Origin of the sequence: Ideonella livida (genome assembly GCF_010499455.1) — a bacterium.
GTDB lineage: Bacteria > Pseudomonadota > Gammaproteobacteria > Burkholderiales > Burkholderiaceae_C > Ideonella > Ideonella livida.
In genome coordinates this window covers 157,774-177,906 of record NZ_JAAGOH010000002.1, presented here as the reverse complement: position 1 = coordinate 177,906, position 20,133 = coordinate 157,774, and the positions used below count along the sequence as shown (strand labels likewise).

Sequence of the window (20,133 nt, the reverse complement as noted above, 5' to 3'; positions counted from 1 at the left end):
ACCTTGCCGTTGCCATGAGCGAATTCAGTCCCGCCGATGAACATGCGATGCGCATTGCCCTGGACCAGGCCCACAACGCCTGGCTGGTGGGTGAGGTGCCCGTCGGGGCGGTGATCCTGCGACAGGGTCAGGTCATCGCCACCGGCTACAACCGGCCCATCACCACCCACGACCCGACCGCCCATGCCGAGCTGGTGGCCCTTCGCCACGCGGCGCAGCTGCTGGAGAACTACCGGCTGCCGGAATGTGAGCTCTTCGTCACCCTGGAGCCCTGCGCCATGTGTGCCATGGCCCTGATGCACGCTCGCTTCAAGCGGGTGGTGTTCGGCGCCTGGGACCCCAAGACCGGCAGCGCCGGCTCTGTGGTGAACCTCTTCGGGCAGCCCCAGCTCAATCACCACACCCTCATCCAGGGGGGGCTGTTGCAGGAGGCCTGTGGTCAGCTGCTGCGCGACTTCTTTGCGGAGCGGCGCGCCGTCAAGCGGGCAGAGCGGGCCCAGCGGGCCCAGCGGGCCGCTGGCGAGGACATCCTGCCCGCCGCGGCCCCCCTGCCGGGCGCGGACAGGCTGCCAACGTTTCCGGCTGAGCGCATGCCCTTGCCCGAGGTGGTGGAGGGCGAGCCCCTGGCCGATGACGCCATCTTTCGTGACGATCCGGCCTGCTGCGGCGGCCATGGAGCCTCCTGACCATGAATGCCCCTGCACGTGCTGCCTCTTCCGTTCCACCCGCCCACGACGCTGTGCCCGAGGTTGCCGGGCCGCAGGTGGCGGCGCATGACGACGCACACCACGACCGCCCCGCGGTGTCCGATGCGCCGCTGCGGCTGACGGTTTTCTCGCCGTCCGGCGTCGTCGCGCAGGCCGCGCCCTTGCGCCGGGCCGTCAAGCGTTTGAAGGCCCTGGGCTTTGAGGTGGCGCTGGATCCCTCCGCCCTGGCCCGCCGCCAGCGCTTTGCCGGAACTGATGACGACCGGCTGGAGGCCTTGCACCGGGTCGCCGCCCAGGCGCCGGACGTGGCGCTGGCCAGCCGCGGTGGCTACGGCCTGACCCGCCTGCTGGACCGGCTGGATTGGCCGCTGCTGGCGCGCAGCGTGGCGCAGGGGACGCGCTGGGTGGGCTACAGCGATGTCACCGCGCTGCAACTGGGCCTGCTGGCGCACACCGGCGCCACCAGTTGGGCCGGCCCCATGGCGGTGGACGACTTTGGTCGTGACACGCTCGACGAGGTGACCCCGGACTGTTTCCGCGAGGCCATGACGGGCGAGCTTGAGGCCGTGGGCTTTCGCACCGAGGCCGGATTCGCCGGCCTGGAGGCCGAGGGCCTGCTCTGGGGCGGCAACCTGAGCATGGTCGCATCTCTGCTGAGCACGCCGCACTGGCCCCAGGTGCAAGGTGGACTGTTGTTTTTGGAGGACGTGGCCGAACATCCTTACCGCGTGGAACGCCTGCTGCTACAGCTGCACCAGGCTGGTGTGCTGCACCAGCAGCGGGCCATTTTGCTGGGGGCGTTCTCGGCCTGGCGCCCGTCGCCCCTGGATCGGGGCTACAACCTCAAGACGGTGGTGTCGCATTTGCGATCGGTGTGCCCCACGCCCATCCTCACCGGGCTGCCGTTTGGGCACGTGGACACCAAGATCTGCCTGCCGGTGGGTCGTGTCGTGAGCCTGCAGGTTCAGGCACGGGATGTGCTTTTGTCTTGGTGAAACTCTCGGAGTGGTGAGGCTTTCTTTGAGGAATCTGCGGCTCCTTAGCGGTTTCGCCTTGCGGAAACCCTAAGTTGGTGCACATCCTGCCAACCCTAGAATCCCTCTGAGGTTTCGCGTTGGAGCGGTCCCGGGCACAAGCCGGGCGCCGTGCGCGCACAGGGATTGCAGCGGCCAGCCCACCCGGCTGGCCGTGGTTTTTGGAGGTAGTGCATGGTCGGATCGACGGGCGCGCGTTGGCGCGCCTTGGCGCAGCGCTTGCTGCGCGGTGCCGGGTCGCTCAAGGTGGCCGGCATCGTGGGGGCGGGAGTCCTGATGCTGGCGGGCTGCAACAACAGCCCCTGGCCGCAGGGGTCGGCTGAAGCCAATGTGCTCTACACCGCGATGCAGCAGTCCACGCCGCGGCATGTGGACCCGACGGCCTCCTACTGGTCGCCGGACACGCTGGTGACCTATCAGGTTTACGAGCCGCTCTACGGCTACCACTACCTCAAGCGCCCCTTCGAGCTGGTCCCCAAGGCGGCGGAGGCCGTGGCCAAGCCGCGGTACTACGACAAGCAGGGGCGTGAGCTGCCCGAGGAGGCGCCCGACGAATTGGTGGCCGAGAGCGTCTATGACGTGCCCATCCGCAAGGGGGTGCTCTTCCAGCCGCATCCGGCCTTCGCCAAGGACGAGGCCGGCCGCCACCGCTACCACGACATGAAGCCGGGCGAGCTGGGCGATCGGCAGACGCCGCTGGCCTTCGAGCACACCGGCACCCGCGAGCTGGTGGCCGAGGACTTCGTGTACGCCCTCAAGCGTCATGCCACGCCGCGCATCACGGCACCGATCTCCGGCTTGTTCTCCGAGTTTGTCATCGGGCTCAAGGACTACATGGCCTTGGTGCGCGCAGAGGACAAGAAGCTGCGCGAGGGGCTGGATCCCGCCAGCCAGGACAAGCCCTTCCTGGACTTCCGCCGCTGGCCGCTGGAAGGCGTGTCCGCGCCAGAGAAGCACCTGCTGCGCATCCGCATCCATGGCAAGTACCCGCAGTGGAAGTACTGGATGCAGATGACCTTCCTGGCGCCGATCCCCTGGGAGGCGGACGCCTTCTATGCCCAGCCGGGCATGGCCGCCCGGGGCCTGTCCCTGGACCGCTGGCCGGTGGGGACGGGGGCGTTCATGGTGACCGAGTTCATCCCGGATCGCCGCATCGTCATGCGCCGCAACCCCAACTTCCGCGGTGAGCCCTATCCCTGCGAAGGCATGCCGGGTGACAAGGAGAGGGGCCTGCTGGACGACTGCGGCAAGACCATGCCCTTCCTCGACGGCATCGTGGCCACCGTGGAGCGCGAGGGCACGCCCATGAAGAATAAGTTCCGCGACGGCTACTACGACCTCGAGATCTTCGAGCGCACCGACACCGGCAACGACTACATCGTCGATGCCATGGATTCCGAGGAGGTGCGCGAGGTCTACCGCCAGCGCGGCATGCTCTTCGGGCGCTCTGCCGACGTGAACAACTACATCGTCGGCTTCAACATGATCGACCCGGTCATCGGCATGGGTGACACCCCGGAGCAGCGCGAGCGCAACCGCAAGCTGCGCCAGGCCATCAGCATCGCCATCGACTGGGAGGAGTACGCCAAGATCTTCCCGCGCAAGGCCGGTGCGACCGCCCAGGGGCCGCTGCCCAAGGGCATTCCCGGCTCCCGCGAGGAGACGCCCGAGGGCCTGAATCCTGTCACCCACCGCCTGGAGGACGGCAAGTTTGTGCGCCGTCCTCTGGAGGAGGCCCGCAAGCTGATGGCACAGGCGGGCTATCCGAACGGGCGTGACGCCAAGACAGGCAAGCCGCTGGTCATCAACTACGACTACTACTCGGCCCCCACGCCCGGCAACAAGCCGGAGATCGACTGGATGGTGCGGCAGTTCGCCAAGCTCGACATCCAGCTGGAGGTGCGTGCCACCGACAACAACCAGTTCCAGGACAAGGTGCGCAAGGGCAAGCACCAGGTCTTCTGGCTGGGCTGGAACGCCGACTACCCCGATGCCGAGAACTTCCTGTTCCTGCTGTACGGCCCCAACAGCAAGAGCGTCTCGGACGGCGAGAACACCGCCAACTACCAGAACCCCGAGTACGACCGCCTGTTCAGCCAGCTCAAGTCCATGGACGACGGCCCGCAGAAGCAGAAGGTCATTGACCAGATGGTCGCCATCCTGCAGAAGGATGCGCCCTGGAGTTTCGGCTTCTATCCCTATGCCTCGCTGGCGGCGCAGACCTGGGTGAAGAACACCAAGCCGGCGATCCTCATCCGTGACCACGGCCGGTACCTGCGTCTGGATGCTGCCGAGCGTGCCAAGCGCCAGGCCGAGTGGAACCAGCCGGTCTGGTGGCCGCTGCTGCTCATCGTGGCCGCCGTCGGTGCCGCTGTCTGGGGCGTGCGCCACACCCTGGCCCGCCGTGAACGCATGAACGCCCGCGGTGAGCTGCTGGGCTGACGCGCAAGGAAATCCGCCCATGCTGGCCTATTCGATCCGCCGTCTGGTGTACGGCTTCCTCATCCTGGCGGGGGTCAACCTCGCCACCTTTTTCCTCTTCTTCACGGTCAACACCCCTGACGACATGGCCCGCCTGAACATCGGCGGCAAGCGTGTCACGCCCGAGCTGATCGAGAAATGGAAAGTTGAACGCGGCTACGACAAGCCTCTGTATTGGAACGATGCCAAGGCAGGCGCCGAACAGCTGACCGAGACCATCTTCTGGGAGCGGTCGGTCTCGCTCTTCAGCTTCGACTTTGGCCGTGCCGACAGCGAGAGCGCGGGCGACATCGGGGCCGAGGTCGCCTCCCGCATGTGGGTCAGCATCAAGCTGGCGCTGCCCATCTTCGTGCTGCAGGTGCTGGCCACCACCAGCTTCGGCCTGTTGCTGGTGATGTTCCGAAACACCCGGCTGGACCTGTGGGGGTCCATCCTGTGCGTGCTCATGATGTCGATCTCCGGCCTGTTCTACATCATCGTCGGCCAGTACTTCTTTGCCCGCGTGCTCAAGCTCGTGCCCATCTCGGGCTATGCGGAGGGGTTGGATGTGGTGAAGTTCCTGGTGCTGCCGGTGGTGCTCAGCGCGCTGGCCCGGCTGGGGGCCGAGGCCCGGCTCTACCGCGCCATGTTCATCGAGGAGATCAACAAGGACTACGTGCGCACCGCTCGCGCCAAGGGGCTGTCGGAGACCGTGGTCATGTTCCGGCATGTGCTGCGCAACGCGCTGATCCCCATCATCACCAGCGCCGGTGGCTACCTGCCTTATGTGTTCATGGGCAGCCTGGTGTTCGAGAGCTTCTTCGGCATCCCAGGTCTGGGCGCCTACGTCATCGAGGCCATCGGCAAGCAGGATTTCGCCATCGTGCGCACCATGGTGTTCGTGGGCTCGCTGCTCTACATCGCCACCTATGCCCTGATCGACGTGGCTTACACCTGGGTGGACCCGCGCGTCCGCCTGGGCTGATCCCTTCAGACATCGCTTCCGGAGTCACCGGTGATGCCGAAATTCGTCCTCCTCTGGACCGATGCCGCCCTCTGGCTGCTGGTCCTTTCCCTGGTGGGCTACGCCTTCATGGTGCGCCGCCAGCCCGACCTGCGCGCCACCTGGGGCAAGGTCTTCCGCAACGCGCCTGCGCTGGCCTCCTCGGTGGTGCTGCTGGTCTGTCTGGCGGTCACGCTGCTCGACAGCGTGCACTTCCGCCCGGTGCTGCCGGCGGCCCAGGGCCAGCAGTCCGATATGGTGGTGTACGACACCCGCGTGCGTTCGGTGCTGGACCTCCTCACCCAGGACCTGATCGACAGCCGCGAGACCACCTACTCGCGCCCGTTGTCCTATGTGAGCTTCACCAAGGAAAGCCGGGACCTGCCCGGTGGGGGCACCGAGCGCCATGCGCCTCGCCTTCAGCACGGGGGCGCCCACCTGCAGGATCCGGCGCGTGAATGGGCCACCGACGTCACCGTTCGCGCCCTGACCGGTGCGGGCGTGGGCCTGGTCGTGGGCATGGCGCTGTGCGGCGCGGCACTTTGGCTGCTCGGCCGGGGGGCGTCCGGCGGGACGGGGCAGATGTGGCGGCGCATCCGCGACCGCGAGACGAGCATTCCCTGGCATGTGGCGGGGCGCACCGTCATGGCCCTGTCGCTGCTGGTGGGGGTGGTGGGCGCGCTGGCCGGGCCTTACCACGTGCTGGGCACCGACGTGACCGGCAACGATGTGCTCTACCAGGCCCTCAAGAGCATCCGCACCGCCTTCGTCATCGGTGCCCTGGCCACGCTGGCCACGCTGCCCCTGGCGGTGGTGCTGGGCATCATGGCGGGCTTCTTCAAGGGCTGGGTGGACGAGCTGATCCAGTACGTCTACACGGTGCTGTCCTCCATTCCCAACATCCTGCTGATCGCCGCCTGCGTGCTGATGGTGCAGGTGTTCCTGGATAAGCACCCCGAGTTCTTCGAGACCGGGCTGGAGCGTGCCGACCTCAAGCTCTTCCTGCTGTGCGCGGTGCTGGGCTTGACCGGCTGGGCCGGCCTGTGTCGGCTGCTGCGCGGCGAGACCCTGAAGCTGCGCGAGCTGGAGTACGTGCAGGCGGCGCAAGCCTTCGGCGTCTCGCCCTGGCGCATCATGGTGCGCCACGTCTTCCCCAACGTCGCGCACCTGATGCTCATCGTCACGGTGATCGAGTTCTCCAGCCTCATCCTCTACGAGGCGGTGCTCTCCTACGTGGGCGTGGGTGTGGACCCGTCCATGAACAGCTTTGGCGGCATGATCAATTTCGCCCGCAGCGAAATGAGCCGTGATCCGGTGATCTGGTGGACCTTCGCCTGCGCCTTCTTCTTCATGGTGTCGCTGGTGCTGGCGGCCAACCTCTTCGCCGACGGTGTGCAGGAAGCCTTCGATCCTCGCGCCCGCACCCTCAAGCCGCGCGTGGCGCGCCCCAAGCAGAGCAAGGCCTGACGTGACGAACCCCATGCTGGACATTCAGGACATCCGCGTCGAACTTGACGCCGAGACCGGCACCGTCCGGGCCATCGATGGCATGACCCTGCCGCTGCGCCGTGGCGAGACCTTTGCCCTGGTCGGCGAGTCGGGCTGCGGCAAGAGCATGACCGCCCTGGCCCTGATGCGGCTGCTGCCCGAGAACGGCCAGGTCGTCTCGGGCACCATCTCCCTGGGCGGGCAGGACCTGCTGGCCTTGCCTGAGCGCCAGATGCGACAGGTGCGCGGCGGGCGCATCGGCATGATCTTTCAGGAGCCCTCCACCAGTCTGAACCCGGTGATGACCGTCGGGTCGCAGATGTTGGAAACCATCGAGGCGCACACCGCGTTGCGCGGGGCGGCTGCCCGCCAGAAAGCCATCGACTGGTTGCGGCGGGTGGGTATTCCCGAGCCTGAGCGTCGCATCGACGACTACCCCTTCCGCATGAGCGGCGGGCAAAAACAGCGCGTCATGATCGCCATGACACTGGCGGCCGAGCCGGACTTCATCGTGGCCGATGAGCCCACGACCGCCTTGGATGTGACCATCCAGGCCCAGGTGCTTGACCTGCTCAAGCAGTTGCAGGCCGAGACGGGTCTGGGCCTGCTGCTCATCACCCATGATTTGGCCGTGGTCTCGGGCATGGCCCACCGGGTGGGCTTGATGTATGCCGGACAGCTCGTCGAGCTGGCCGACGCCGGGGCCTTCTTTGCCCGGCCGCTGCACCCTTATGCGGGAGCGCTGCTGCAGGCCCTGCCAGACGCCAGGCGGCGTGGCCAGGGGCTGGCGGCCATTCCGGGCACCGTGCCCCCGCTCACCCAACACTTCGAGGGTTGCCGATTCGCCTCCCGCTGCGACCAAGCCGGCCAGCGTTGCCACCGGGAAGTTCCGCAGCTGAGCCCGGCCGGTGCGGGCCGCCAGGTACGCTGCTGGCTCCATGTCGACGGTGGCATGCCGGCGGCCGCCGCCATGCCGGCAACTGCCACGGGTTTGGTGGCCGCACAGCCCGTGGACACACAGACCGCCGGGTCCGCGGCGCCGCTGCTGACGGTGCGGGAATTGAAGGTGGACTTTCCCCTGCGTCAGGGGTGGCTGCAGCGAGGTGCCGGTTTCTTCCACGCTGTGCAAGGCGTTTCCTTTGATGTGAAACGCGGCGAGACCTTGGCGCTGGTGGGTGAATCTGGCTGTGGCAAAACCACGACAGGGAAAGCCCTGGTCCAGTTGCTGCGCCATGTCGCCACCGTGTCAGGGCAAGCCCTGATGGAGGGCCAAAATCTCAATGCGCTGCAAGGCGGAGATTTGCTCGGTTTGCGCCGGAAAATCCAGATTATTTTCCAGGATCCATTTGCCTCTCTGAATCCGAGGATGCGGGTCCGGCAGGTGCTCGAGGAAGGTTTGATCACCCTGCGGCCGGATTTTGATGCCGCCCAGCGGCGGCAGCGGATTGAATCCCTGGTGGATCAGGTGGGCCTGCGCAAGGATGCGCTGGACCGGTATCCGCACGAGTTTTCGGGCGGGCAGCGCCAGCGCATCGCGATCGCTCGGGCCCTGGCGGTGGAGCCCCAGCTCATCGTCTGCGACGAGCCCACCTCGGCGCTGGATGTGTCGGTGCAGGCCCAGATCCTCAATCTGCTCAAGGACTTGCAGCGCTCATTGGGGATGTCGTACCTGTTCATCACGCACAACATCGGCGTGGTGGAGTACATCGCCGACACCGTGGCGGTGATGCAGCGTGGGCGGATCGTGGAATATGGTCCGGTACAGCAGGTGCTGACCCATCCGCAGCAGGACTACACCCGGGAATTGATCGCTTCAGTACCCCGGCTGGTCACAGGGTAATACCCGCTTCAAATTGGTTCACGGTGCACGCTGACGGGGTTTTTGCCCGTCGGCGTGTACGCGTTTGCAGGTTTGAAAATGGTATTGCCCAGGGTTTTGCACCGTGTTTGGGCGGCTGCGGCGTCTTTGCAACACTTCCCCTTCTCGGGTGACTTGCGAGGGTTTGCGCACGGGACATTTCCGGCACGAATCCTTCACAATCTGCAAACAACTTGGCCATTCGGCCGCGGCTTCAAGAGGGCCCGGGCGGAGCCGGCTGGATGTTGAGGTCAACCCATGGTCATTCCGAGAGGAGTCTGAATGTTTCAAAGAACCAAGATCAGCGTGTGCGCATTGATGGCACTGGGTGCCATCGCCAGCGCACCGGCCGCCGCACAGGAGGTGCAGCGCGTTGAAGTGACCGGCTCCGCCATCAAGCGGATCGCCGCCGAGACCGCGCTGCCGGTGCAGATCATCACCCGTGAACAGATCGACCGCACCGGCGCCACCTCCACAGTGGATTTGGTGCAGCGCCTAGGCGCGGTGCAAGGTGGCACGGCCGAGAGCGACTCGGTGGGCGGCTCCACGCTGGGCTTCTCCGGCGTGTCCATCCACGGCGTGGGTGAGACCCGGACCTTGGTTCTGCTCAACGGCCACCGCCTGAGCCAGTTTGGCGGCCAGACCCTGACCGGCTTTGCCTCCGCTGTCGACCTCAACGCCATTCCCCTGGCCGCCATCGAGCGCGTCGAGGTGCTGACCGACGGTGCCTCCGCCCTCTACGGCTCCGACGCCATCGCCGGCGTGGTGAACTTCATCACCAAGCGCGATTCCACCGTGGGCGACATCTCCGTGGGCGTGTCCAACCCCAAGGGCGGCGCCAAGGAAAAGCGCTTCAGCATCTCCAAGGGCTTCGGCAGCCTGAGCCAAGACGGCTTCAACGTGCTGCTGGCCTACTCGCATGACGAGCGCACCGCGCTCAAGGCCACCCAGCGCGACTTCGCCAAGACGGGCAACCTGCTGTTCAGCAAGGACGGCAAGTCCTACCGCTTGCAGAACTACTCCGCCTCCAGCATCCCGGCCAACGTGGTCAACGACCGTGGCGAACTGGTCAACCCGTACCTGATGACCACCGGAAGCTGCCCGGACAGCAGCTTCCGGGTGACCAGCACCTATGAGGACGGCGGCGAGAGCTACACGGACGATTTCTGCGGCTTCGACTTTGTCAGCACGCTGGAGATCTATCCGGAGCGCAAGCGCGACGCCTTCATGGGTTCGGGCACCTTCGCCGTGGGTGAGCACACCATCATGGCGGACCTGCTGTTCTCCAAGACCAACCAGGTCTCGAAGATCGCGCCGGTCCCGGGTGGCATCTCCATCAAGGCCGGCACCGACCTGCACAACACCTACCTGCTGCCGCTGGGCATCACGGGTGACACCACCGCCTATTACCGTATCGCCGACCTGGGCAGCCGCACCAACGACGACACGGCCAAGTTCTACGACCTGAGCCTGTCGGCCCGTGGCCCGCTGATGGGGTGGGACTACGAGGCAGGGATCTCCACCTCCAAGAGCAAGGCCGAAGGCACCATCTCGGGCTACCCGGGTGCCCTGGCCGTCACCGCGCTGCGCAAGAGCGGCAAGCTCAACCCCTTCGTCCTGCCGGGCCAGCAGACCGCCGACGGCCTGGCGGCCCTGTCCGCGGCCAACTACCAGGGCTACTTTGACGGGGGCAGCGCAGAGCTGACCACGCTGAACGCCCGGGCCAGCCGCGAGCTGTTCCCGATGGGGGGCGGCAAGGCCGGCCTGGCGGTGGGCTTCAGCGCCTCCAAGGAGAAGTTCCAGAGCAAGCCCAGCCTGTTCGCGCAGGGCCTGTTGTCTGACCCGGTGGCCGGCACGCTGTGCGATCCGGTCAACGATCCGGGCGCCTGCGATCAGCGCTTCGGCGACGCGGCCGCGGCGGTGCCCTACAGCGCCAACCGCACCTCGCAAGGCCTGTTCACCGAGCTGGAGTTCCCCTTCTCCAAGAGCTTCTCGGTGACCACCGCCGCCCGTCTGGACAAGTACAGCGATTTCGGCAGCGCCGCCACCGGCAAGACCTCGTTCCGCTTCCAGCCCAGCCGTGAGGTGCTGCTGCGCGGCTCCATCGGCACCGGCTTCCACGCGCCCAGCGTGCCGCAGGTCAAGGCGTCGCCGCAAAGCTACGGCGTCACCGAGGACAAGTACGACTGCACGCCCGAGCTGGCGGCCATCGCAGCCTCCCTGGGCGCCGAGTGCCGTCCGGGCCTGCAGCAGTACGACGTGATCGCCGGCGGCAACGCCAAGCTCAAGGCCGAGAAGTCCCTGCAGGGCACCCTGGGTCTGCGCCTGGAGCCGGCGGCCAGCCTGTCGATGGGCGCCGACATCTGGTGGGTCCGCATCCGCGACGCCTTCGGCCAGCTGGATGAGAAGACCCTGTTCGGCTCGCCGGCCAAGTACTCCTCGGCCTGGTCCAAGCAGTACGACCTGTCCGCCAGCAAGACCTACCTGGCCCTCAACCAGGGCAACCTGAACCTGGGCAAGGAGTACTACACCGGCATCGACTTTGATGTGGAGGGCCGGTTTGACACCGGGCTGGGCAAGCTGCGTTCGCGCGTGCTGGCCACCTACATGCTCAAGGCCTCGACCCAGGACCCGGTGGACCTGACCTACACCGACACGGTGCACTACTACCGTGACGGCGAGGTCACCTTCCGCTGGCGCGGCAACTGGTCCAATGCCATCCGCATGGGCGACTGGGAGCACACCCTCACCATGAACTTCCGCTCGGGCTACCACGACGAGACCAACACGGTTGAAGTCCTGGACAGCACTGGCGCGGTGACCGGCACCGAGGACATCTCCTTGAAGATCAAGCCGTACTACAGCTTTGACTGGCAAACCCGCTGGGACGCCACCAAGGCCATCAGCCTGACGGCCGGCATCCTGAACGTGTTCGACAAGGCGCCGCCGCTGGTGCTGTCGGCTGGCGGTGGCCAGCCGGCCGGCTACGATGACCGCTACTACGATCCGCGTGGCCGTACCTGGTACGTGAACTTCGGCTACAAGTTCTGACCGACCGGCGCCTGCCGGCCTGACCCCTCAGGGGGCGGGATCCGGCGGCCCAGCCAGGGGAGCCCGCGGGCTCCCCTTTTTTTTCCTGCACAGGAGCGGGGTGCGTGGCCTGGCGCGCCCATGGAGGACGACACGATGGCCTTGGAGCTGAGCACGGAACGGAGCGCCACTTGGGCTGGCCTGCAGCGCCGGTATTGGGCGGGCGGCACACCGCAGGAGGTGGGGCGTCTGCGCCATGAACTCCAGGACTGGGTGCAAGCCCTGCCGGAACACGCCGAGGCCTGGCTGTACCTGGGCACGTTGCAGGAGCACCAAGGGCAAGCGCCTGCAGCGGCTTGGGCCTACCTGGAGGCCATCAGCCGGGCGCAGATGGCTGGCCAGTGGCGCGATAACGCCACCACCCCGGTGCCGCTGCGCGCCACTGTGGCCCATGCCGTGGGGCGGCTGCGGGGCAGTCGGCGTCTGGCCTTGCAGGGGGCCCTGCAGGCGATGTGCCATCGCCATGGCAAGGACGAGATGGCTCGCGTCAGCCTGGCCGTGGCGGGCTACCTCAAGGAACAGCCGGTGCCGACCCACTCGCCGCACCAGGTCCCCAAGTTTTTCCACTTTCCTGGCCTGCGGCCCGGGCCGTTCTTCAGTGCCGACGATGTGCCTTTTGCGCCGGCGCTGCGGCAGGCCTTTCCTGAGGTGCGCGCGGAAGCTGCACGCCTGTACGCCCAGGGGGCGTTCTCCGAGAGCTTCATCCCGGAGGCGGCCCGCCCCGGCATGGCCGGCTATGTGGCCGGTCCCGATGGTCCGGGCCGGTGGGACGCCTACTTCTTCTTTCGGCGTGGCCGGCGCTTTGACGCCCACCACGATGCCTGCCCGGCCACCAGCCGGCTCCTGGCCTCCATCGACCTGTGCCGTATCCCCTCGCAAACGCCGGAGATCTGCTTCTCGCTACTGGCTGCCGGCTCCACCATCCTGCCGCACCATGGCACCAGCAACATCCGTTTGGTGGTGCACCTGCCGCTGATCGTGCCCCCGGATTGCGCCCTGCATGTGTTTGGCGGAGGCGAGGCCGCGTGGGGCGAGGGGGAGGTGGGCTGCTTTGACGACACCTTCCTGCACGAGGCCTGGAACCGCAGCGGCCAGGACCGCATCATCCTGCTGATGGACAGCTGGCACCCCGACCTCACCCGCGCCGAACGCGAGGCGGTGTGCCTGTTCGTGGACCTGGTGGACCGCTGGTCCTGGCTCACCCGGGGCTGAGGCGGGAGGCGTCCGGCGCTCAGCCGGCGGCTTCCACCACCATCTGCAGACGGGCCTGGCCCTGGAATTCGTCCTGCGCCAGGCGATAGGCCAGCCGGGTGCGCGGCGGCAGGGGCTCGGTGCGGCCGAACCAAATGCCCTCGCGGGCCTGTCCGTGCAGGCCGACCTTGAGCTTGAGGTGCTTGCCGCCCACCAGGCGTTGCTGCAGCACGTCCACCTCGTCGCAAAACAGCGGGGCCTCGAAGCCCTGGCCCCACACCTGGGCCTCCAGCAGCCGCGCGGTCTCCAGGCTGAACTCCTCCGGCGCCAAGGGGCCGTCGGTCAGCACCCGGCGGGCCAAGGTGGCCGGCGCCAGCAGCGCCTGGGCGACGTCCAGCAGCGTGTCGCGAAAGCGCTCCACCCCATCTGCCGGCAGCGTACAGCCGGCGGCCATGGCATGACCGCCAAAGCGCAGCAGCAGGCCAGGCTGGCGCTTGGCCACCAGATCCAGCGCATCGCGCAGATGGAAGCCGGCGATGGAGCGTCCTGAACCCTTGAGCAGGCCGTCCTGTCCCTTGGCAAAGACGAAGGTGGGCCGGTGCAGGCGGTCCTTCAGGCGGCCCGCCACGATGCCGACCACGCCCTCGTGGAAGTCCTCGTCGTACAGCACCAGGGCGGCAGGGATGTCGCCGCGCGGCATCAAGTCGTCCAGCAGGTTCTCGGCGTGTTCGCGCATCCCGGCCTCCACCTCGCGGCGTTCCCGGTTGATGGCGTCGAGTTGCCGGGCCAGGTCCTGGGCCTGGCCCGGGTCGTCGGTCAGCAGGCAGGCGATGCCCAGGCCCATGTCGGCCAGGCGGCCGGCGGCGTTGATCCGCGGGCCCAGGGAGAAGCCGAAGTCCTGCGCGCTGGCACGGGCGGGGTCGCGGCCTGCAGCATGGAACAGCGCGCGCACGCCGGGCTGCATGCGGCCTTCGCGGATGCGGCGCAGGCCCTGGGCCACCAGGCGCCGGTTGTTCTCGTCCAGGCGCACCACGTCGGCCACCGTGCCCAGCGCCACCAGGTCCAGCAGGCTGTCCAGCCGCGGCTGGGCCACCTGGTCGTAGGCGCCGCGCTGGCGCCGCTCGGCCCGCAGGGCCAGCAGCACATAGAACATGACGCCGACGCCCGCCAGCGCCTTGCTCGGGAAGCCGCAGCCCGGCTGGTTGGGGTTGACGATGACGTCGGCCGGCGGCAGGTGGGCCTGCCCGTCAGCCTGCACGGCCGGCAGATGGTGGTCGGTGATGAGCACCTGCAGGCCGCAAGCTTGCGCGTGGGCCACGCCCGCATGGCTGGCGATGCCGTTGTCCACCGTCACCAGCAGGCGGGCCCCCTGGGCGCGCACCAGGTCGACGATGGTCGGGGTGAGGCCGTAGCCGTGCACCTGCCGATCCGGCACCACATGGTGCAGACGGGCAGGGTCGGCGCCCAGCAGGGCCAGGCCCCTCAGGGCCACAGCGCAGGCGGTGGCGCCATCGCAGTCGTAGTCGGCCACCACGCACACCGGGGTGCCCTGCTCGATGGCGTCGGCCAACAGTCGGGCCGCCGCGGTGGCGCCGGTCAGTGCGCCGGGCGGCAGCAGGTGCTGCAGGCCGTCGTCCAGCTCCTGCGCCTGGCGGATGCCGCGTGCGGCGAAGAGCCGGGCCAGCAGGGGCGGCAGGCCCGCCTGTTCCAGCTGCCAGGCGGCGCGTGGCCAGGCCTCGCGCGGGGTCAGCACTGGCTGGCCGTCGGGGGGGAGGGCGGCGGGTTCCGGCGGGCGGGTCGTGGGGGTGGTGTTCATGCGGCCAGGGCGTGTCCGGGCGTGGTGGGGAAGGGGCTCAGAGCTCGGCCAGCCAGGGCAGCAGCGGCGTGCGGGCACCCGCCCGCCAGGGCGCCAGCGGTCCGCGCTGCCACCAGGCACGCGGCCGCGGCCCCAGGGTGATGGAGCCGGCCTCGCCACACAGGCTCAGACGCAGGGCCGAAGCCTGGGGGGCGCCGTGGGCCGGGGCCTCCAGGGCCAGCTCAAGGGCTTGCGTCCAGGTGTCGGCAAGCGAGCGGTCCAGCGCGTCCCAGGCGTCCAGCCAGGCGGCGCCGTCCTCGGCCAGCGCGGGCGGGCGCAGCGTCTCCAGCAGGATGGGCAAGCTGGCGGGATCGCTGGGCAGGGGCAGCGCCGGGTCGCCGGTGCCACTGAGCCAGAAGGAGTTGAGGGCCGGCTGGCCGCGAGCCTCCCGTGCCTGGTTGACCGGATGGGCATGCAGCAGCATCTGCACCTCGGCCTGCAGGCGGCGCAGGGCACGCAGGGCCGGGCGGGCGCTGGCCGGGGCGTCGAGCCAGAGGTCCACATTGCGGCCGGCCACCCGGTCGGGGGAGGCGGTGGGCAGTGCGGCCAGCAGGGGGTGCCCCAGGTACCAGCGGTCCCGGGGGCCGTCCCCGGCGCGCCGCAGGCGCCAGCCCCCTTCATCCAGCAGCGGCAGCAGGGCATCGTGCAGGGCGCGGGATTCGTCTGGGGTGATGCTGAGGGCCTGTGGGTCGGTGTGCGAGACCTGCTCGGTGCCCAGGTGCCAGTGGGTGAGCTGCAGCAGGCCCCAGGCGGCGTCCGGGGCCTGGGCGGACAGGTCCAGACCGTCCTGCCAGGCCCACAGGCGCGCCAGGGGGATCAGGCCGTCGTCCGGCGGCCAGCCCAGGCTCCGCGCCAGCAGACGTTCATGGGGCGCGCTCAGTGAGAAAGGGTCGCCCGGATCCCGGGCGATGGGGGTCAGGGCACCCAGCAACCGTCGCAGGTGCGGCAGGGGCCGTGAATCGAGTAGCCGCAGTGCGGCCTGTGCGGCCTCGGAGCGGCCGCTGGCAAAGGTGAGCACGAGGTGCATGGGGCGCCGATTATCGGTCGGACGCCCCTGGGCAGGCGCCTCAGGCAGGCACCAGGGAGAGGTGCACCATGGTCTGGTTGAGCAGCTGGTAGCCGATTTCGCCAAAGGTCATGGGACCTACCATGGCGCCGGTTCTGCGGCCCTGCAGGTTGCCGTAGGCGTAGTTCAGGATGCAGTTACAGCAGAACACCAGTTCGCCGGGGACCTGGCTGTGCAGGGACGCCACTTCAAAGGCGCGGGCGTAGTCGCCCACCGGTTCGGCCACGCGGTAGGGCACGTCGGCGAAGACCGGGGCGTAGAACTCCACCTTGCGCTGGGCCGGGTCCAGGGCCTTGATGCTGACGTTGACCATGGCCCCGTGGTAGTCGGCCACCAGGGGCAGGCGGGTGTCCACCCGCTGGGCCACCAGCCAGTCATGCAGATTGCCCGGCTGCCCGCCGATCAGGCAATCGCCGCCGCTGAAGCCGCCCTGCGGAAAGCGCAGCTCAGGGCCGCTGCCGGGCACGAACAGGTTGATGATGTCGACATGGGCGGCCCACTGCGGGGGCAGGGGGATGTGCATGACCACGGCGGCGTCACGCAGCAGTTCGCCGGAGCTGCCGTCGATCACCTGGGGGGTGGCGCGGCCGATGTCGTCCAGGTGCACCCCGGCGATCCAGCCCACCAGGGGCTTCATGTACATGTCCGGGTAGTCGGGGGCCTCTTGGGCAAAGGCCTCATGCACCGCGCTGAAGGCCGGCAGCACCATGACCGAGAAGCCGTGGTCGGGTGAGTCCAGGCAGACGTTGCGCAGGCTGTGGCGGTCGTAGCAGCGCACGGTGGGGCGGCCGCCGCCTTCGGTGGCCAGCTCCGCGACGAAGAGCTGGTCGCGGCTGCACGTGCCGCCCTGGTGGGCCATGAAGTACGGGATGGTGCCGCCGATCCAGTTGCCGCGTGGCAGCCGCCGCAGCAGTGCCTCGTCGGCGGCGATGCAGCAGGCTTTGCCAGCCTGGATGAGCGCCGTGGTGTCGGCCAGGGTCAGGAGTTCGTGGGTGAGGGCTTGCATGGGGGGCCTCGCGGACATCAGTGGAGGGACCAGCGCGAGATCTGGCTGATCTCGTGCCGCAGCGTGGCCTGGTTCTTCTCGAAGAATCGGTGCAGCTCGACCAGTTTGAGCATGCGCAGTTCGTCGTCTTGCAAGGCGCGGGCTTGGCCGCGCAGCTTGGACAGCAGCAGGCGCAGGCTCAGGGCGCGCACGTCCAGGTCGCGCTCGCCCATGAGCAGGTCCTGCCACAGCGGGTCGCTGACATCAGGCAGCGTGGCCGGGGCCGCTGCGCCACCACCACCGCCGCCGGCGGCCCGCCAGTGGCTTTGCAGCTGGCGGATCTCGTGGCCCAGGATAGGCACGTTGCGCTCGAAGTAGCGGTGCAGGGCCTGCGCGGCCTGCCGGTGCAGGTCGTCGTCCTCATGCAGCCGGGCCTCCCGGCTGGCCTTGCTCAGCAGGAGCTTCAGGCTCAGGGCCTGCACGTCGAGGGTGAGCTCGCCTTTGAGCAGGCGCAGCCACAGCGGTGCATCGGCCGGCGGCAGCCCGGCCGGTCCGGTGGCCATGGGGGTGGCCCCCGCCGCCGGCGTGCTGGTGGGGGCGGCCTCCTGGGGGCTGGCGGGGCCGGTGGCCGCCGCCGGCGGGGCCGGGACGGTGCCGGCCGCGGGGGGCGTGGTGGCGGCCGCGGTGGCGGGCACCTGGGCGCTGCCCTGGTCCAGGCGGAACTTGTACTTCCAGAGTTCGGAGAAGGGCAGCTCCAGCATGCGGCAGAGCTGCGACATCGTGGCGCCCTCCAGCATCAGGTCCAGCACCAGGCGGGAGAGGTGCCGGGTGAAAGGCAGGTCGGCCGAGCCGGTCCACGGGGCCTCGGGCACCGACTGGCCCTCGCGCAGCAGCAGCACGATCTCGCAGCGGTAGCCCGCCATGCCGATGTGGTCCCAGCGCAGGCGGCGCTGCGGGGTGGGCCGACGGCCCATCCAGAAGCGGTGCTGGGCTTCCTCCTTCTCAATCTGGATGGAGACCAGTCCCGTCTTGGCCAGCAGCTTGACGTCGGTCACCTTCCAAGGCGGGCTGACGCCCAGGACCTGGGCCAGCCAGGGGTGTTGATCGTTGCTCATCGTCGTCTCGTCCTTTCCCTCTTCTGCGCGGCGCGCGGGGTCATGGCCTGCTGCATCGCAAGGGCCGGGCCAGGCGGCGGTGGCAGGCGGTACGGGGGGCTGTACCGGGGTCAGCCCGGCGTCAGCTGCCTTTTTCTAATGGTTATCCTGGGGGGCGCCCCCGGGGGCGATCCCGGCAGGGGGGCAGGGTCGCCGTCGGCCGTCCGTCGGGCCGTGATACAGGCTGACACAGGGGCGCCCGGGGTGTCCCGGCCCGCCTCAGGGTCAACCCGATGGGGTGGAGCGGGTAGCATCCGCGCCCATGTCTTCACGTTTCTCCCTGCCCTTTGAGTGGCAGGTGGGTTGGCGCTACACCCGCGCCGGCCGTGCCGGGCGCCGCAACGGCTTCATCTCTTTCATCTCCCTGGTGTCGGTCATCGGCATCGGCCTGGGGGTGGCAGCGCTCATCATCGTGCTGAGCGTGATGAACGGCTTCCAGAAGGAGGTGCGCGACCGCATGCTCTCGGCCATTGCCCATCTGGAGCTGCGTGACGCTGCCGCAGGCGCGCTGGAAGACTGGTCGGCCCTGGCCGCGCAGGTGCGCCGCCTGGCCCCGGGGGTGCAGGCCGCCGCGCCCTTTGTGGCCCAGCAGTCGTTGCTGGCCCGCGGCGAGGTCATGCGTGGGGTGATCGTCAAGGGCGTGGAGCCTGGCGCCGAGGTGGGTTTGACCGATCTGGCCCGCAGCCTGCAGGCCGACGGCAGCCTGGAACGCCTGCAGCCGGGCGAGTGGAAGATCATCCTGGGCAGCGAGCTGGCCCGGGCCCTGGGTGCCCGGGTGGGGGATCCGGTCACCGTCATCGCGCCGGGTGGCCAGGTCACGCCGGCCGGGGTGGTGCCCCGGCTCAAGCAGTTCACCGTCACCGGCGTGTTCAACGTCGGCCACTATGAGTACGACAGCAGCCTGGCGCTGATCCATCTCGACGATGCAGCGCGGCTGTTCCGCACCGGTGGGCCCACGGGCGTGCAGCTGCGCCTGGCCGACCTGCACCAGGCGCGCGCCCTGGGGGATCAGCTGGCTGGCCAGCTGCCGCCCCAGGTGCTGGTGCGCGACTGGACCCGCACCAATGCGGCTTGGTATGACGCGGTGCAGATCGAGAAGCGCATGATGTTCATCATCCTCACCCTCATCGTGGCGGTGGCCGCCTTCAACCTGGTGTCCACCCTGGTGATGACGGTGACCGACAAGCGCGCGGACATCGCCATCCTGCGCACCCTGGGCGCCAGCCCGCGCTCCATCATGGCCATCTTCGTGGTGCAGGGCGCGGCCAGCGGTCTGATCGGCACCCTGGCCGGGGTGCTGGGCGGCATGGCCATCGCCTTCCACATCGACGTCATCGTGCCGGCCATTGAGCAGGCGCTGGGTGTGGCCTTTCTGCCGGGCAGCATCTACCTGATCACCCGCATGCCCAGCGATCCGCAGGCGGCCGACATCGTGCCCATTGCCTGCATCTCGGTGGCCCTGGCCTTTGCTGCCACCCTTTATCCCAGCTGGCGTGCCAGCCGCGTGAACCCGGCCGAGGCCCTGCGCTATGAGTGACGCCCGCCATCCCGATCCCGCACGCGTCGCGGTGCTGCGCGCCACCGGCCTGCACAAGCGCTACCAGGAAGGTCCGCTGGACGTCACTGTCCTGCACGAGGTCAACCTCACCGTTCATGCTGGCGAGACCCTGGCCATCGTGGGGGCCTCCGGCTCCGGCAAGAGCACCTTGCTGCACTTGCTGGGGGGATTGGATGCGCCCACCCGCGGCACTGTGGAGCTGCAAGGCCGGCGCTTTGCCGACTTGAGTGCGGCCGAGCAGGGGGCCTGGCGCAACCGCCACCTCGGCTTCGTTTACCAGTTCCACCACCTGCTGCCGGAATTCACCGCCCTGGACAACGTCGCCATGCCGCTGCGCATCCGCCGCGAGCCCGAGGCGCAGGCCCGGGCCGCAGCCCAGGCCGCCCTGGCGGAGGTGGGCCTGGCCGCGCGTGTGCTCCACCGGCCCTCGGAGCTGTCCGGTGGTGAGCGACAGCGCGTGGCCCTGGCCCGGGCGCTGGTCAGCCAGCCCGCCTGTGTGCTGGCCGATGAGCCCACCGGCAACCTGGACCGCGACACCGCCGACCGGGTGTTCCAGCTCATGCTGGAGCGTGCCCGCGAACGCGGCGTGGCGTTCGTGCTGGTGACCCATGACGCCGACCTGGCCGCCCGCTGCCAGCGCCAGGTGCGCATGGTGGCCGGGCGGCTGGTGGACTGAAGGAGGCG

14 protein-coding genes are annotated in these 20,133 nt (G+C 68.7%); 10 read left to right on the top strand and 4 right to left on the bottom strand.

From position 1 onward, the window contains the following. Positions 1-14 precede the first annotated feature (14 nt). From tadA to G3A44_RS02715, 8 genes are all read left to right on the top strand, one after another. Positions 15-686: a tRNA adenosine(34) deaminase TadA gene (gene tadA / locus G3A44_RS02750; RefSeq protein WP_163455957.1), complete on the top strand. Its 672-nt coding sequence runs from the start codon at positions 15-17 to the stop codon at positions 684-686. Positions 687-688: 2 nt separating this feature from the next. Then, positions 689-1,702, top strand: a complete 1,014-nt coding sequence (locus G3A44_RS02745; RefSeq protein ID WP_163455956.1) for an LD-carboxypeptidase — start codon at positions 689-691, stop codon at positions 1,700-1,702. Between the two features lie 315 nt (positions 1,703-2,017). Continuing rightward, complete coding sequence (locus tag G3A44_RS02740; RefSeq protein WP_375138619.1) at positions 2,018-4,183, top strand: ABC transporter substrate-binding protein; 2,166 nt, start codon at positions 2,018-2,020, stop codon at positions 4,181-4,183. Between the two features lie 19 nt (positions 4,184-4,202). Continuing rightward, positions 4,203-5,186 carry an ABC transporter permease gene (locus G3A44_RS02735; RefSeq protein ID WP_163455954.1) on the top strand — a complete coding sequence of 328 codons (984 nt, stop codon included), beginning with the start codon at positions 4,203-4,205 and terminating at the stop codon, positions 5,184-5,186. 33 nt (positions 5,187-5,219) lie between these two features. Further along, positions 5,220-6,671 carry an ABC transporter permease gene (locus tag G3A44_RS02730; protein ID WP_163455953.1) on the top strand — a complete coding sequence of 484 codons (1,452 nt, stop codon included), beginning with the start codon at positions 5,220-5,222 and terminating at the stop codon, positions 6,669-6,671. 13 nt (positions 6,672-6,684) lie between these two features. After that, positions 6,685-8,532 carry an ABC transporter ATP-binding protein gene (locus tag G3A44_RS02725; RefSeq protein ID WP_163456090.1) on the top strand — a complete coding sequence of 616 codons (1,848 nt, stop codon included), beginning with the start codon at positions 6,685-6,687 and terminating at the stop codon, positions 8,530-8,532. A 300-nt stretch (positions 8,533-8,832) separates the two neighbouring features. Then, on the top strand, positions 8,833-11,601 hold the full coding sequence (locus G3A44_RS02720) for a TonB-dependent receptor domain-containing protein (RefSeq protein WP_163455952.1): 2,769 nt from the start codon (positions 8,833-8,835) through the stop codon (positions 11,599-11,601). Positions 11,602-11,721: 120 nt separating this feature from the next. After that, complete coding sequence (locus G3A44_RS02715) at positions 11,722-12,852, top strand: aspartyl/asparaginyl beta-hydroxylase domain-containing protein (RefSeq protein ID WP_163455951.1); 1,131 nt, start codon at positions 11,722-11,724, stop codon at positions 12,850-12,852. A 19-nt stretch (positions 12,853-12,871) separates the two neighbouring features. Here G3A44_RS02715 and recJ read toward each other — a convergent pair whose 3' ends face one another. From recJ to G3A44_RS02695, 4 genes are read right to left on the bottom strand one after another with little or no spacing between them, the layout of a single operon-like run. Continuing rightward, positions 12,872-14,647 (bottom strand): single-stranded-DNA-specific exonuclease RecJ, encoded by a 1,776-nt coding sequence (gene recJ, locus G3A44_RS02710; RefSeq protein WP_163455950.1) that lies wholly within the window; start codon positions 14,645-14,647, stop codon positions 12,872-12,874. A 37-nt stretch (positions 14,648-14,684) separates the two neighbouring features. Then, positions 14,685-15,713 (bottom strand): hypothetical protein, encoded by a 1,029-nt coding sequence (locus G3A44_RS02705; protein ID WP_163455949.1) that lies wholly within the window; start codon positions 15,711-15,713, stop codon positions 14,685-14,687. Between the two features lie 40 nt (positions 15,714-15,753). Then, positions 15,754-16,758, bottom strand: coding sequence for a DUF6976 family protein (locus tag G3A44_RS02700; RefSeq protein ID WP_239061663.1), 1,005 nt, complete (start codon positions 16,756-16,758; stop codon positions 15,754-15,756). A 17-nt stretch (positions 16,759-16,775) separates the two neighbouring features. Next, positions 16,776-17,852 (bottom strand): hypothetical protein, encoded by a 1,077-nt coding sequence (locus G3A44_RS02695; protein WP_163455947.1) that lies wholly within the window; start codon positions 17,850-17,852, stop codon positions 16,776-16,778. A 301-nt stretch (positions 17,853-18,153) separates the two neighbouring features. Between G3A44_RS02695 and G3A44_RS02690 the strand changes: the two genes are divergently transcribed. Both G3A44_RS02690 and lolD read left to right on the top strand, forming a co-directional pair. Further along, positions 18,154-19,428, top strand: a complete 1,275-nt coding sequence (locus G3A44_RS02690; RefSeq protein ID WP_163455946.1) for a lipoprotein-releasing ABC transporter permease subunit — start codon at positions 18,154-18,156, stop codon at positions 19,426-19,428. Then, positions 19,421-20,125 (top strand): lipoprotein-releasing ABC transporter ATP-binding protein LolD, encoded by a 705-nt coding sequence (gene lolD / locus G3A44_RS02685; RefSeq protein WP_163455945.1) that lies wholly within the window; start codon positions 19,421-19,423, stop codon positions 20,123-20,125. Before G3A44_RS02690 ends, lolD begins: the two co-directional genes overlap by 8 nt. The last annotated feature ends 8 nt before the right edge of the window (positions 20,126-20,133 follow it).